The sequence below is a fragment of the Duganella sp. GW821-FHT07G03 genome, from assembly GCF_059418605.1.
In genome coordinates this window covers 107,699-122,466 of the sequence record NZ_JBWKQE010000011.1, presented here as the reverse complement: position 1 = coordinate 122,466, position 14,768 = coordinate 107,699, and the positions used below count along the sequence as shown (strand labels likewise).

At 64.8% G+C, this 14,768-nt stretch carries 10 protein-coding genes and 1 tRNA gene; 5 read left to right on the top strand and 6 right to left on the bottom strand.

Translation table 11 applies throughout. From position 1 onward, the window contains the following. Positions 1–10: 10 nt before the first annotated feature. From AC07OK_RS16105 to AC07OK_RS16095, 3 genes are all read left to right on the top strand, one after another. On the top strand, positions 11–1,540 hold the full coding sequence (locus AC07OK_RS16105; RefSeq protein WP_494691262.1) for a fumarate hydratase: 1,530 nt from the start codon (positions 11–13) through the stop codon (positions 1,538–1,540). Next, on the top strand, positions 1,540–2,379 hold the full coding sequence (murI, locus tag AC07OK_RS16100) for a glutamate racemase (RefSeq protein WP_494691261.1): 840 nt from the start codon (positions 1,540–1,542) through the stop codon (positions 2,377–2,379). The genes AC07OK_RS16105 and murI overlap by 1 nt, the downstream gene beginning before the upstream one ends. 113 nt (positions 2,380–2,492) lie before the next feature. After that, positions 2,493–2,568, top strand: a tRNA-His gene (locus tag AC07OK_RS16095). 144 nt (positions 2,569–2,712) lie between these two features. On the opposite strand, the gene AC07OK_RS16090 is transcribed toward AC07OK_RS16095, so the two are convergent. The 3 genes from AC07OK_RS16090 to AC07OK_RS16080 all read right to left on the bottom strand — a co-directional run bounded on the left by AC07OK_RS16090 (position 2,713) and on the right by AC07OK_RS16080 (position 7,777). Then, a complete protein-coding gene (locus AC07OK_RS16090) occupies positions 2,713–5,484 on the bottom strand; it encodes a TonB-dependent receptor (RefSeq protein WP_494691260.1) in 2,772 nt (923 codons plus the stop codon). Between the two features lie 411 nt (positions 5,485–5,895). Beyond that, positions 5,896–7,407 (bottom strand): mechanosensitive ion channel domain-containing protein, encoded by a 1,512-nt coding sequence (locus AC07OK_RS16085; RefSeq protein WP_494691259.1) that lies wholly within the window; start codon positions 7,405–7,407, stop codon positions 5,896–5,898. Between the two features lie 151 nt (positions 7,408–7,558). Further along, positions 7,559–7,777: a hypothetical protein gene (locus AC07OK_RS16080; RefSeq protein WP_494691258.1), complete on the bottom strand. Its 219-nt coding sequence runs from the start codon at positions 7,775–7,777 to the stop codon at positions 7,559–7,561. 237 nt (positions 7,778–8,014) lie between these two features. Between AC07OK_RS16080 and AC07OK_RS16075 the strand changes: the two genes are divergently transcribed. Together AC07OK_RS16075 and AC07OK_RS16070 are read left to right on the top strand one after the other, a co-directional pair. After that, a complete protein-coding gene (locus AC07OK_RS16075) occupies positions 8,015–8,467 on the top strand; it encodes a hypothetical protein (protein ID WP_494691257.1) in 453 nt (150 codons plus the stop codon). Between the two features lie 127 nt (positions 8,468–8,594). Further along, positions 8,595–8,720 carry a hypothetical protein gene (locus AC07OK_RS16070; protein ID WP_020705285.1) on the top strand — a complete coding sequence of 42 codons (126 nt, stop codon included), beginning with the start codon at positions 8,595–8,597 and terminating at the stop codon, positions 8,718–8,720. A gap of 4 nt (positions 8,721–8,724) precedes the next feature. On the opposite strand, the gene tssA is transcribed toward AC07OK_RS16070, so the two are convergent. Genes tssA through AC07OK_RS16055 form a run of 3 tightly spaced genes read right to left on the bottom strand, consistent with a single transcriptional unit; the run spans position 8,725 to position 14,760 of the window. Next, positions 8,725–9,939, bottom strand: coding sequence for a type VI secretion system protein TssA (gene tssA / locus AC07OK_RS16065; protein ID WP_494691256.1), 1,215 nt, complete (start codon positions 9,937–9,939; stop codon positions 8,725–8,727). 12 nt (positions 9,940–9,951) lie between these two features. Further along, entirely contained in the window at positions 9,952–10,587 is a 636-nt protein-coding gene (locus AC07OK_RS16060; RefSeq protein WP_494691255.1) for a formyltransferase family protein, read from the bottom strand. 24 nt (positions 10,588–10,611) lie between these two features. Further along, positions 10,612–14,760, bottom strand: coding sequence for a type VI secretion system protein (locus AC07OK_RS16055; RefSeq protein ID WP_494691254.1), 4,149 nt, complete (start codon positions 14,758–14,760; stop codon positions 10,612–10,614). Positions 14,761–14,768: the final 8 nt, after the last annotated feature.

The window sequence follows — 14,768 nt, the reverse complement described above, 5'->3', positions numbered from 1 at the left end:
CGAGAACATCATGACCATCATAAAGCAAGAAGACCTGATTGAATCCGTTGCCGCCGCGCTCCAGTACATCAGCTACTACCATCCTGCCGACTATATCCAGCATCTGGCGCGCGCCTATGACGCCGAGCAAAGCCCGGCCGCCAAGGATGCGATCGCGCAGATTCTGACCAATTCGCGCATGTGCGCGGAAGGCAAGCGCCCGATCTGCCAGGACACCGGCATCGTCAACGTCTTCCTGAAGATCGGCATGGGCGTGCGCTTCGAGGGCTTCTCCGGCACCGTCACCGACGCCGTCAACGAAGGCGTGCGCCGCGCCTACAACTTCGACGACAACAAGCTGCGCGCCTCGATCGTGGCCGACCCGCACTTCGACCGCAAGAACACCAAGGACAACACGCCGGCCGTGGTCCACATGGAACTGGTCGAGGGCGACACCGTCGACGTCAAGGTCGCTGCCAAGGGCGGCGGCTCGGAAAATAAATCCAAGATGGTCATGATGAATCCTTCCGATTCGCTGATCGACTGGGTGCTCAAGACCGTGCCGACCATGGGCGCCGGCTGGTGCCCGCCAGGCATGCTGGGCATCGGCATCGGCGGCACCGCCGAGAAAGCGATGCTGATGGCGAAGGAAGTGCTGATGGAAGACATCGACATGTACGAGCTCAAGCAGCGCGGCCCGCAGAACAAGCTGGAAGAACTGCGCATCGAACTGTGCGACCGCATCAACGCGCTGGGCATCGGCGCCCAAGGCCTGGGCGGCCTGACCACCGTACTGGACGTGAAGATCCTGACCTACCCGACCCACGCCGCCTCCAAGCCGGTCGCCATGATCCCGAACTGCGCCGCCACCCGCCACGGCCATTTCGTGCTGGACGGCTCCGGTCCTGCCTACATGACGCCGCCTCCGCTGTCGACCTGGCCTGACGTCAGCTGGGCGCCGGACACCGAAAAATCCAAGCGCGTCGACCTGAACACGCTGACCAAGGAAGAAGTCGCTTCGTGGAAGCCGGGCCAGACCCTGCTGCTGAACGGCAAAATGCTGACCGGCCGCGACGCCGCGCACAAGCGCATCCAGGACATGCTGGCCAAGGGCGAGGAACTGCCGGTGGACTTCAAGAACCGCGTGATCTACTACGTCGGCCCGGTCGATCCGGTGCGCGATGAGGTGGTCGGCCCGGCCGGCCCGACCACCGCCACCCGCATGGACAAGTTCACCGACATGATGCTGGAACAAACCGGCCTGATCGCGATGATCGGCAAGGCCGAGCGCGGCCCGGTGGCGATCGAGTCGATCAAGAAGCACAAGTCGGCCTACCTGATGGCGGTCGGCGGCTCGGCCTACCTGGTGTCGAAGGCGATCAAGGGCGCCAAGGTGCTGGGCTTCGCCGACATGGGCATGGAAGCGATCTACGAGTTCGACGTGGTGGACATGCCGGTGACCGTCGCGGTCGACGCCGCCGGTACCTCGGTGCACGAAACCGGTCCGAAGGAATGGAAAGCCAAGATCGAAGCGCTGAACGTTCCGATCGTCACGGCCTGATGCACGCCGCCCGCTCTCCCGGTGCCCCGATCGGTGTCTACGACTCCGGCGTGGGCGGGCTGTCGGTGCTGCGCCACATCCGGGCGCAGCTGCCGGCGGAAGACTTGATCTACTTCGCCGATTCCGGCCATGCGCCCTACGGCGAAAAAACCGAACAATACGTGGTCGACCGCGCGCTGCTGGTCGCCGCCTTCCTGCTGGAACGCGGCATCAAGGCGCTGGTGGTGGCCTGCAACACCGCGACCGTGGCCGCCATCAAGGCGGTGCGGGCGCGCTATCCCGAGCTGCCGGTGGTCGGCGTCGAGCCCGGCCTGAAGCCGGCCGCCGCCGCCACGCGCAGCGGCAAGGTCGGCGTGCTGGCGACGGCGCGCACGCTCAAGGGCGAAAAATTCCTGCTGCTGCGCGAGCAGATCAGCACCGCCACCCAGGCCGAGTTCCTGCTGCAACCGTGCGTCGGCCTGGTCGACCAGATTGAACTGGGCGACCTGGAAACGCCCGCCATCGCCGCGCTGCTGGAGCAATACGTAGCGCCGCTGCTGGACCAGGGCGCCGATACGCTGGTGCTGGGCTGCACCCACTACCCCTTCGTGCAGTCGGGCATAGAACGGGTGCTGCACGCCCACGGCCACTCCGCCGTCACGCTGATCGATACCGGCGACGCCGTGGCCCGCCAACTGGGGCGCCTGCTGGGCGCCGCCGGACTGCTGCGCCCGGCGCACACACAGGACGAGGCGCCCGCCGCGCTGCGTGGCTACACGACGGCGGCCGTCAGCGCCCTGGCGCCGGCGTTCGCCAACCTGCTGGGCCTGCATCCGCCGGTGGAAAAGGTTGATGTTTAAGCAAACTGGAATTTTTTGAAGAAACTTCGCATTTAGATTTGCAGGATTCAAAACTGGCTTGTATAATTCGGCACCTGTCTACGAAACAGTAGACAAAGTGAAGTAAATCAGTGGTGGCTGTAGCTCAGTTGGTAGAGTCCAGGATTGTGATTCCTGTTGTCGTGGGTTCGAGCCCCATCAGCCACCCCACAGAATACGTAGCAAATCAAAGACTTACAAGTTTCGGCTTGTAGGTCTTTTTTGTTTTGCAGTTCCCGCCCCTTCCCCAAATGAAAACACCCTGCAAGCCGGACAGCTTACAGGGTGCGGGGTGATCAACTCACAGCGACGAACTTAGAAGGCGTAGGTTGCGCTCACGTAAGCGGTCGCGCCGTGCGGATCGTAGTACGTAGGATCGTAACCAGCCTGGAAGTAGTTACCCAGGGTGATCGCCTCAGGCGGCTTGCGGTTGAACAGGTTCTTCACACCGGCGCGCAGGTTCAGGCCCTTGACCAGACCGGCGTAGGACACTTGCGCATCCCAGGTCGAGAAGGCGCCAACGCGCACCGCATCGGTACCGGTGGCCGAGTCGAAGCGCGCTGCGTCGTAGTAGCCGGACTGGAAGTTCTGGGTCAGGTCGGCACCCCAGTTTTTGTATTTCCAGTCCAGGGTCAGCTGGTGCTTCCAGCGGAAGATGATGCCGCCAGCGCTGACCGCGTTCAACGGCGCGCCGTTGGCGTCGATGGTGTGCGCCACGCTAGGCTGGACAGTACCGTCCGGCAAGGTCTGGTCGAACTTGCTGGTGTAGCTGCCGTTCAGGTGGGCGTTGAAGGTGCCGAAGTTATCGGTCTTGGCGATGCGCCAGCGTACGTCCAGATCGACGCCTTCGGCTTTCATGCCGCCGGCATTCAGGTTGGTGGCCGTGATCTGCGAAATGGCGCCCGAACCGTCACGCCGCACCAGACCAGTGTACAGCGGGTTGCCGGCAAATGCCTGGCGCACAATCAGTTGCGGATCGAGCGTGGTGACCAGATTGCTCACGTTGATCTTCCAGTAGTCCAGCGCGAACGACAGGCCCGGTACCGGATCGATGACCAGACCGATCGACGATTGCTCGGATTTCTCCGGCTTCAGTTCGGTATTGCCGCCCGTCAGCAGCGTGTACTGGCCGGAGGTCTTGGTGCCGGGATCGGTGAAGGTCGCGCTGGTGCCGAAGGTCTGCGGATTGAACAGCTCAGGCAAAGCCGCTTCGCGGAAACCGCGGCCATACGAGGCGCGCACCAGCAGCTGCGACAGCGGCTGATAGCGGAAGCTGATCTTCGGATTGGTCGAGGTCGCGGTCGGGAATTTGTCGGTACGCACCGCCAGATCGCCTTCCAGCTCCTTCAAGATAGGCACGCTCAATTCGCCGAACAGCGCCGACGAGTGACGCGATGCCGACAGCGGCAACGCCTGGGCGCCATAGCCGGCGATGTCGCCCGACTGGAACGCCGCGCTCGGGTTCAGGTTCAGGTTCTCGTTGCTGATCGAACCACCCACCGCGAACTTGGCGGTACCGGCCGGCAGCCGATACAGGTCGCCGGAGACGCGGGCTTGCAGGGCGTCATTGCTCAGCTGCGAATTGATCATCGGGCCGTTGTAGTTGGTCGCGCGGATTTGCGCGGCCAGTGCCGGCGTCTGGGTGGCGGCGTACGGATTGAAGGCGTTGTTGTTGCTCAACAGCTTGGCCAGCGCCAGTTGCGACTGGTAGCCGTCCTGCGTGACTTCGCTGACGTCGCTGACGTTGTGGACGTAGGCCACATCGTAGTCATAGCCCTTGATCGTGCCGCGCATGCCGATCACCAGATGCGACAGCTTGGCCAGATCCTCGTGCAGGCGATTGCCGCCGTCGAAGGCGCGGTAGCTGACGGTGACCGGTTGGCCGGCCGAGTCGGTGCCGGCCAGGAAGCTGGTCGGATAGTACGGGCTGCTCGGCGACAGGATGATGGCCGGATAGACGTCGGCTTTCTGGAACGCCAGGTCATCCTTCAGGAAGTTGGTGTTGTACGGCGAAGGCTGGGCCCGGGTGATGGTGTTCTGCTGCGAGTGGAAGCCTTCGACGAACAATTCATTGTTTTCGTTGAGCTTGAAACGCAGGCTGGCCGCGACGTTGGCGCGCTTGACTTCAGGCATCAGCGCGACCAGCGGCGCCGGATTGTAGCGGCAGCTGCCGGTGTTGGCGTCGAAGGTGCTGCCGTTCTGGGCGCAATTGGCGCCGTTGTTGTCGCTCAGCGGATTGCCCAGCGGGTCGCCGATCGATTTCAGGCGATGCGGAATCACGCCGCCCGCGTTCGGATCGGTGTAGGGATCGAAGGTGTTGATGTTGCCGCTGTTGGTGGCGCTGGATTCACGCAGGCCGTTGTCGTTCCATGCCTTGCGGGCATAGCCGCGCTGGCTGCCGAGGATCTGCTTGTCCTTGCCGACGTCGGCCGACACGGTGATGTTGTAGCGGTCCGAGTCGAAGTCACCCCAGCCGGCGATAATCGAAGCCTTGGTGCTGCCGCCGCCGCCGTCCTTGGTGCCGCTGCCGTAGCCGCTCACTTCGACGCCGCTGAAGTTGTTGCGCAGGATGAAGTTAATCACGCCGGCGATCGCGTCGGAGCCGTACACGCCAGAGGCACCGTCCTTCAACACTTCGACGTGGTCGACCGAGGCCAATGGAATGGCGTTGATGTCGACCGTGGTGCCGTCGGTGGCGTAGTTGGCCAGGCGGCGGCCGTTGACCAGGATCAGGGTCTTGCTCGCACCGATGCCGCGCAGACTGGCCGAGGACAGGCCATAGGTCGATGCGCCAACGCCCTGGGCCGCGTTGACCGCGCCAACCTGGGTGTTCGAGCTGATCGAAGCTAGCAGTTGTTCGGTCGAGGTGACACCCATTTTCTGGATGTCTTCACGGGTGACGGTCTGCACCGGCAATGCGCCTTCGGCCTGGGCGCGCTTGATCGACGAACCGGTGATTTCAACTCGCTGCAGCGGCGCCTCGGCCGCGGTCTGCGCCTGGGCCAGAGCGGCTGCGCTCAGTCCCAGCATCACGGTGCCGGAGAACATCAGGCGCAGCGAGCGCGAGAGAATTTTTTCTGTGGTCATGTTTGATCCCAATTTTAAAAATAAAAGAGCGGTTTTCGCTCGGCGGCGAACTCAGCGTCGACTCTGCAATGTATAGACAGGCAGGATCGGACAAGATAAAAACATAGAGGGAAAGGGGTGTCAACGGCCAAACCGCTTTTTGCATTTAAAGCAACAGTCGCACAATAAAATGTAACAATGCGAGGAAATTAATAATTTCTTAAGCATTTCAGAAATATATGATAACTTCAGAAAATTGCAGAATTTTCGTGATGAGTATCACAAGATTGAACGTATTAAATATGCATTTTTTTGGTCGGCGGGATTGGACGCGTGGATTCTGTCCGGCGGGCGTAAACAAGATTACATATTGTTACAACCGCTGTGGCGTGCCGGCGCCGAGGGTCTGGCCGGAAGCAAGGCCGGCCGGGCTTATTTCAGGCCGAAAAAGCGCCGTATGCTCGACCGGTAGTTGGCTTGCTGGACTTGCTCAGACCCGGCATGGTCGCTGCGAATGGTGCTCAGCACTTCGTTGCGGTCGCTGAGCACATGGGCGAACTGGTCGGCCAGCTCCGGCCGGTCATGCAGGATGGATTCAAAATTCTGCTTGTCCAGGCGATAGCACAGCGCATCGGTTTTGGCCGTGACGGTGGCGCCGCGCGGCGCACCGGTCAGCAGGCCGATCTCGCCGAAGACGTCGCCCGCCTTGAGCGTGGCGCAATGGAGCCGCTCCTGCCCTTCCGCCTCAAACCACACGTCGGCCTCGCCGCCGACCAGCAGATACAGCCAGTGCGCCACCGCGCCTTGCCGGGTGATGATGTCGTCCTTGATGAAGGGCGTGTTGCGCAACGCCTTGGCCAGCTTGGCCAGTTCCTCTTCGGTCAGGCCGGAAAACAGCGCCACCTTGGCCAGGGCCTGCTTGCGCAGGTCCATTTCCGCCGCCAGCCGGACGCCCGAACGCCGCTCCGAATCGGCGTTCAGGCGGATGTCCATGCAGGGATGGGCGAGCGACAAACTCTGCCGCTGCAAGGCGCTGTAGAAATGGATGCGCACGGCGGAATCCGTGCTGTCGTCGTGGCCCGGATGGGTGAGCCAGTAGCGCACCGCATACTGTATCAAGCCTTCGCGGTAATCGATGACGATGCATTCTGGCGGCCGGGCCGACGAGATATGCTCGATATGGGTCTGGCGCAGCGCCGTCTGGACGGTGGCAATCACTTGCTGCGGCGGCACCGCATCCTCGATCCAGAAATTCACCCAGCGGCGGAACTCCGGCTTGCTCTCGCGGCTGTAGACGTCCACTTTCGATTTCATCAGCACGCTGTTGGGGATGACGATCAGGCTGCCGTTGTTGGTCTGCACAGCCGTATGGCGCCAATGCACTTCCACCACTTTGCCGCGCACCTCGTCGATCTTGATCCAGTCGCCGATGCGCACCGAATTGTCCAGTTGCAGCGCCAGGCCGCCCAGGATGTTGCCCAGCGTTTCCTGCATCGAAAAGGCCACCACGCCGGTGATCACCGCCGACGTGGTGACCAGGCCGCTCAAGTCCAGGCCGGCCACGCGCAGCCACACCAGGCCCCAGACGATGTAGGTGATCACCAGCAGGATGTCTTCCATGATGCGCGGCGGGTGCATGCGCAGCGCCGGCAGCAGCACGCGGAACGCGGTCAGGCCCAGGATGCGTATCAGCAGCAGGCCGAAGCCAAGCATGGAGGCGCTTTCCAGCAGGCCGGCCGCCTGGCGCTGCGCCAGGTCGATCATCAGCTTGCTGGAGAGGCTGATGAGCAAACACAAGCCGCCGAACAACAGATGATGGCGGAACATGTGCTGGCTGTCCGGATCGGAGCGGGTCAGCAGCAGCTGCGCCACGCTGCAGACGAGCACGGCGGCAACCAGGCCGGCGTGCCAAGGATTGATCCACGGGCCATCTATCGTCAGCATCCTGGCTCCCCATCCGTTGCTACCTTGCATGTATTGTGAACTGATCCCCACCCATGCGCAACGTGATAACGAGCTAAACTATTTAAACCTTTTTACCGAGCAACAAAGCACTGGCTTTCAAGTTGCAGGGCACCATCCCCCGCTAGATTTGTTATCGATACAACGCGGCGATGAAGTAAACCCCGGCAGCCAGCACGCCACTCACCACATACAGGGCGCCACGCACGAATGTCACCTGGTGGCGCAAGCCATCAACCTTGTCACCGATGAACTTCACATCGGCAAGCAAGCGTTCCACATTGCTTGATAGCTTGCCGATCTCAAGCAGCACAAAGCGCTGATCGGCTTCATTCTCGGAGTTCATTGCCATGGCGGCCTCCCATCATCGATGGCAACCATCATATACCGCAAGACACATGGCGACGGCATACGCTGCAATCGTGCCGCGGCAAGCTTGACATGGATCAGTCAACGTAGCGACCACCGCTCCCCGTTGCGCGTTACAAAATTTTGTTGTGGCAGTTGCCTAATGGAACTAGATTGACGCTACAATGAACGTCTGTGCATCCGCATGCAACGCCTCCCCTTTTCCAGATTAAGCCCAGCCATGTCCCAAGAGAGAACACCCCTGCACGAAGTCAGTACCTATAGCAAGGACACGCCAGTCGGTTGTCCCGATGTCAACGGGCGCGCCGCGGTGTTCGTGCCGACCGCGCTGTTTGACGTGAACGCTTCCACCACCATCCGCAAAGGCGCCGGCATCGTCGGCTACGGCAACGCGGACGGCTCGCTGACGGTCTACTTCGAAGCCAACCGCTTCGACGAGAGCAGCCTGCACAAGTGGGAAAACAAGGCCCGCAAGGCCTACGACCGCATGGTGGCCGGCGCGCCGACCGTGTCCAAGGCCAAGATGGACCCCAAGATGGTCGAGCAGATCGGCTACATCGACGGCTCCGGCATCCAGATCAAACTGCCGGAACAGTTGCAACACTGGCTGGAAGTGTCGAACGCGCTCGACACCGCGCCGGCCGATGCCTTCATCGTCTGGAAGACCAAGTAAAACGTTAGCATAAAGACAGAGACGGGCAGTAGTCCTACAAAACGTCGGACATTCGGCTGATGCCCGTTATGCAACTCCCGGGGTATTCTGGACTCACTGGAAGTCCAACCTCTGCTGGGAGTTTGTCATGGCACGCTATCTCCATATCGCCTTCGGCGCATTGTTGCTCAGCCTGGCCTGCGCTTCGACCTATGTGTTGTGCTCGGAAAACGCCTTGCAAGACCAAACCATCTCGCTCTACCAGCTGCGCTAAGTCCTCACTCGCGCAAGCCCAGCATATTCACCAGGCGGTTCAAGTCCCCCTCTTCCCGGATAATCTCGGCCATCAGCTCGGGCAGCGGCATGCGCCCCCAGTTGACGGCGCGCCGCAGCAAATACGGCGTCGGACTATGCGGTTCCACCAGGCTCAGATAATCGGCGATCGCGCCCAGCGCGGCGTAGGCCTCGTCGCGGTTCTTCCAGCCTGACAGGGCCACCGCCGGCGGCGCCAGGCCCGCCGCCATGCCGTTCACTTCCTCGCTGCCTTGCGGCGGTTCCGGCGTCGTCATTTCTTCTTCCTTTTGCTCGGGGGCCAGTTGTTGCAGCACGCGTTCCACCGCCACCAGCGTCCCCTTCAGTTTAGACAGATTCGGCGCCTGCGCGCCCAGTTGCAGGTCGACAAACGCCAACATGGTTTCCAGGCAGTTCAGGCAGCGCTGCACCACTTGCCGGCGGTTGGCCAGCTCGCGCCCCAGCCGCTGGTGGGCGTAAGCGATCACTTCGATGCGGGTCAGCGGCGCCTCGCCATCGGCGTTGGCGTGGGTCTCGCCGGCATGGCCGCCCAGCTCGCGCGCCGTCATGCGCTCCCAGTCGGACAGGCTCTGCGCCGGCGGCTTGCGGCCATTGATCTTCAGGATGGGCACATGCACCCGCACCGTCGCCGCCAGCGATTCGTTGAGCCACTCCAGCGGCGCGATGCGGGCGTCGGCGTCGCCGTCCTGGATGGCCGGATGCAAGCTGTCCCAGAACTGCCGCAGCAGCCGGTCCACCAGGCTCAGGCCGCGATACAGGCCGTCGATGCCGTACTGCCGGGTCCACGCCTCCAGCAGCCAGGCGGCGATCTGCAAATCCTTGGAGCGGCCGCCCAGCATGGCCTTGCAGCGCGCCTCGATCAGCGGCCAGTCGGCCGTCTTCAGCGGCCGCTCCCATTGGCCCATCGGCAGGCTGGGGTCGTCCTCCTCGCGCGCCAGCCGGATCTCGGTGAAGATCGGATCGTAGCGCAGCGGCGGGCCGCTGGGCTGGTCGGCGGCTATGGGCTTGAGCAACTGTTCCAGCTGTTCCTGGTGTTCCATGCTCATCAGGGACAGCGGTATCGGCAGGCTGGGTGCGTTCATAGGGGCGGTCGGGGTCTCGCTACTGGGTGTTCGCTCATCGGAAATCAAGTGGCGCGCCTTGTCGACCAGGTTGAGCAGATTGTCCTTGATGGTCGCCATGCGCGGTTCCGCCTACGGTAGCATCTTGCCGAGCTGGCGCGCAAAAAACTTGGCGGCCAGCGGCGAGGTCAGCTTGTGCAAGTCCACCACCGTGGCGCCGGTGGGCACGTAGATCTTCTCCGACAGCGCCAGCAGCCGGCCGGTATCGAAGCCGTCGTCGATTTCATGCATGGCGATCAGCACGTGGTCGGAGCCGTTGTCCAGCAGGGCCTGGAAGGGATTGGGGCCGGCGTAGTGCGAGGGCCAGCCGTCGTCGATGCAGGGATGCAGGTTGTAGAAGCCCAGCTTGGGCCACTGGAACAGGCGGGCGTCGATGCGCTGGCCGAAGGTGGCGGTAATGCACAGGTCCGGCTTCCACTGGTCCTCGTACAGCCGGTAGAACTGGTCCGTCTTGACGCGGCCCTTGTACGGCACGATGCCGTGCGACAGCGCCAGCCGCTCCACCATCACCTCCTCGGCCGGCGTGTGCGGATAGGCCCACACCCGGCGCCCGCGGCTGACATGGTCCGAGCCCGCATCGTCGGTGGCCACGCCGACCACCCGCACGCGCCGCGCCAGCGGCCCCTTGAGCAGTTCGCTCAGCACATGGAAGCCGCGGTGGAAGCTGCCGAACATGGCAACCCGCACGAGAGGTGGCAAGGTGGACATCGCATAACCTCGGTAAAAACCGGCCTACCACGCCGGCGCCTTGACCGGGAACACCGGCGGCCACACCAGCGGCGTGCGCTTGCCGGCCGCGCTCACGGTCAGCCGCACATACACCTTGGCGCGGCTGTCGCGGGTGGCGATGCGGCCGTCGCCGACGGCGGTCATCGGGAACTCGAACTTGAGCAGCTGCGAGCGCGCGCCGGACGCCGCCGCGCCGGCGTCGGCCTCGCGGTAGGCCGACACAAAGCTGAACAGCGCCCACGGGTCGTCGAAACGGTAGCTGACGGTGCGGCCGTCGACCGCCATGCCGGGATGGCCGGGCTCGGCCTGCGGCGTCACCGGGCCGTCCTGCGCCGCGCGCAGCGTCAGCACCACCGGCAAGCCCGGCTCCCAGCGCAGCGCGCGCGCCGGGTCGCGCTGGTGCAGGGCCTGGCCGCCGATCGCCAGCGACCAGTCGATGATCTTGTTGCCTTCGCTTTCGGCGCCGCTGTTGGCGCGGAACTCCACCATCACGTCCAGGCCGGCGGCCTGGCCTTCCTCGCCCGGATACAGCGGCGCCAGCAATTCGCGCACCTTCTGCATCTGGTCGTCGACCTTGCGCACCGTGCTGGCCGGCGACGGCCGCGTGGCGTCGCGGTCGGAAGCGAGCGCCAGCACGTGCACGCGGTCGAACAGCTTCAGCACGGAGCCGACCTCTTCCACATCGGCCGGCACCCGGTCGCCGCCGGCCTTGCCGTTGGCGTCCGCCGCCAGCGCGCGGAACGGCGCGCGGTTGGCCAGGCCGGCGTTGAAGGCGTCGGCGAAGCGGGTCCAGGCGTCCTGGTAGCCGGTCTGCATCAGCTCGCGGCAGCGCGAGTACAGGCCGGCCTGCAAGCCCTGCATGCGCTCGGAGAACACGTCGGTGGCGCGGCGCTGGGCGGCGCGGGCCGACAGCTTGTCGAGGCAGTTGTTGATGTCGAGGTCGGCCGCGCCCACCAGCACGAACTGCTCCAGCGCCATCAGGCTGCTGGTCGGGCTCTTCAGCTTGTAGCGGTTCAGGTCGGCCACCGTGGCCTGCCAGCGCGCCACCAGCGGCAGGCCGGCGCCGGCGCCGCCCAGTTGCAGCAGCAGCGTTTCCACATCCTTGCCGGTGTTCTCGATGAAGGCCTGCTGGTGCGACACATAGCCCGCCAGCGCGCCGGCGTCGGCCGCGCCGAAGGCGTCCAGCAGCGGCGCCTTCTCGCCGTTCCAGGCGTGGAAGCCGCGGTCGCGCGGCACGAACACCTCGGCCCGCGCCATCGCTTCGTCCAGCATCTGCAGGCGGGTCAGCGCATCGCGGCTGAGCACGGCCGTGAGATTGTCGGCCACGCCGCCGGCGGCGATGTCCTGCAGCCACGAGCGTATCCGCAGCGCCTTGGCGCGGTCGGCCTCGACGGCCGGCGCCTGCACCTCGTGGCCCGAGATGATGTAGGCCTGCGACAGCATGTCGCGCGCGGTTTCCGCCAGCGCCGCGTCGGCCAGGCGCGCGGCCGGCGCCTGCAGCATGTTGGGGAACTTGGGCAGGAAATCGGTCTGCACCCGCTTGCGCGCGTCCGCCAGCGCCAGCACCTGGTCCAGCCGCGAGGCGTCCCAGCTGACGGTGGCGCCGGCCGGCACCTCGGGCAGCCGGCTCAGGTGGTTGACCTTCATGAACGGCTGCGTCAGCAAGCCGTTCAGCGCGTCCAGCAGCGCCTTGCGGTCGGCCGCGAAGGCCCAGGCCGAATTGGCTTCCGACCATTCCAGCCCCGAGCTCAGCCCCTGCGAGTGGCTGTCGGCCGACAAGGTCGCGTCCCACTGCGAGATGAACTGGTTGAAGCCGTCGTCGATCTGCTTGCGCGCGTCGTCGGCCGAGAGCTTGCCCAGCAGCGTCACGTTCTCGACCTCTTGCAGCAGGTTGTCCCAGGCCGGGCCCAGGTCCGGCGTGTTGCGGTGCATCCAGCCGCCCTTGCCGCTGGTCAGATAGCCTTCCTGCGCCCGCAGCGCCACGCGCAGCGCCTGCCAGATGGCGATGTTGGTGGCGGCGTCCGCCTTGGGGTCGGCCTGGTACAGCGCGGCCGAACTCTCGTTGATGGTCTGCTCGGCCTTCAGCAGGCCGTTGTTGACGTACAGGCGCTTGGCGGTGGCCCGCACCGCCAGCTTGAACGAGCAGCTCGCCGCATCCTGCAACGGTTCCACGGTCAGCGACTGCACATCCTTGGCCGCGTGCCGGAACAGCGCCGCGGTGCGCGCCGGATTGCCGTTCAGCTCGGCGCCCAGCAGCATCCGCACCACCAGCCCCAGGTCCTCGCCGGACGGCGGCACGGCGCCGTCCGCCTTGAGCCGCATCATCGCCAGCTGCACCTGGTCCAGCTGTTCCATGCGCGACACGTATTGCAGCAGGGCGGCAAATTCCGGCAAGCCCTCCATGTTCAGCGCCGTGTTGGGCGCCGACGTCATCTCGCTCCAGCGCGCCGGCAGCTTGCAGCGGCCGCCGATGATCAGGCTGCCCGAGATCGGATCGATGGGCACGCCGGTCAGCTCGCTGACGCGGTTGTACATCGAGCGCCGCAGCGGGTCGAAGGCATTGTCGGAGAAGCCTTTTTCCATGCGGCCCTGGACCCGCTGGTGCAGGTCGTCGAACCACCGCCAGGAGCCGGGCATGAACAGCGAGCCCAGGCGCGCATTGCCCATCTGCTCGATGTTGCGCAGCGCCTCCATCGCCCGCAGCCGGCTCTGCACCGGATCGACCGCATCGTGGCTGCTCGCTTGCAGGCTGGCGCGCGAGTCGTGGTCCAGCTTGTTCAGGTAGAGCACCGCGTCGGCGCTGAGCCGGTGCAGGCTGAGCGTGGAAAACAGCAGGCCCACCACCCACACCGCCGGGATGCCGATGGCGCACCAGCGCGCCAGCCGGTTCATCGCCGGGCGGCGCATGCGGTGCACCGAGGACGAGCGCACCAGCCCGGTCTCGGCAAAGATCTTGCGTTCGAAGATATCGCGCAGGAATGCCGGTACGGCGCTGCCCTGCCCCGGCAGCGCGGCGGCGCCGGCCAGCGATGGCTCGGCCCATTGCGGCAAGGCCGGCGCCGTCGCCGCCGCGGCCTGGTCGGCCGGCGCGTCGCCGTCGCCGTCCGGCGCGCGGCCGTCGCCCAGCAAGGCGGCTTCGTCGCTGCAATCGCCGGTCAGGTAGATGCCGCGCAGCAGGAACGGCTCGTGGTAGGCGCTGGGCCGCATCAGCTCTTCGGTGAACAGCTTGAGGCCGGCGCGCAGGCGCTCGACCTGGTTGGGCAGCAGGAAGTAGGCGCTGCTGTCCGAGTCCGACGGCTCCAGCGCGCACAGCTCGGCGCAGCTGTCGGACAGCGTGCGGCCGATCTCGTTCATCGCCGCGTCCATCCACTGCGCCTGGAACGGCGCGGTCAGCTCGTACGGCGACGACCAGCCCAGCATCGAGCGGCGCAGCGGCTCCGGCAGCGCCGCGGCAAAACGGGCGAAGCCGGGGATGGTTTCGCAATCGCTGATCGCCAGGTAGATCGGGAAGCGCAGCGCCAGCCGGTTTTGCGCCAGCCACAGGCGGCGGTGGATGGCCTTGGCGCGCGCGGCCAGGTCCAACTGGCCGGCGCCGTCGGCGTCGAGGAAGACGCGGGCCGGCAGCGCCACCACGATGGAATCGAACGGCCGGTCGGGACGGTAGTTGCGGCACAGGCCGAGGAAATCGTCCCAGGTGGTGTTGGCCATGGCGTTGCCGCCGGCAGCTTCGGGATCGGGCGCGCCTAGGTAGTCCGATTGCAGCTGCACCGCCACGCCCTGGTCGAAGAAGTTCCAGTTGAGGCCCTGGGCGCCGGCGGTCAGCGTGCTGTCCGCGCTGAGCGCGCTTTGCAGGCCCGACTGCAGCAGCGGCAGTTCGCGCCCGGCGCTGTCCTCGTTGAGCACCAGCGTCCACGCCAGGCTGTAGCGCTCGGAGCGGGCGGCGATATTGTTTTCGATCAGCTCGACCGCGACGCGGAACGATTGCTTGAGCGAGTCGGCGCTGATCAGGCGCGGTTTCTGCTCGGCCGGCTTGTCGGCTTTTTCCGCGCCCTTCATCGCCGCCCAGATGACGACGGCGAACAGCAGCATGACGAGCAGCGTCAGCACCAGCAAGGTGGCTATGGCCGTGTTATCTGACAAGAAGTTCAACACTATGCGCT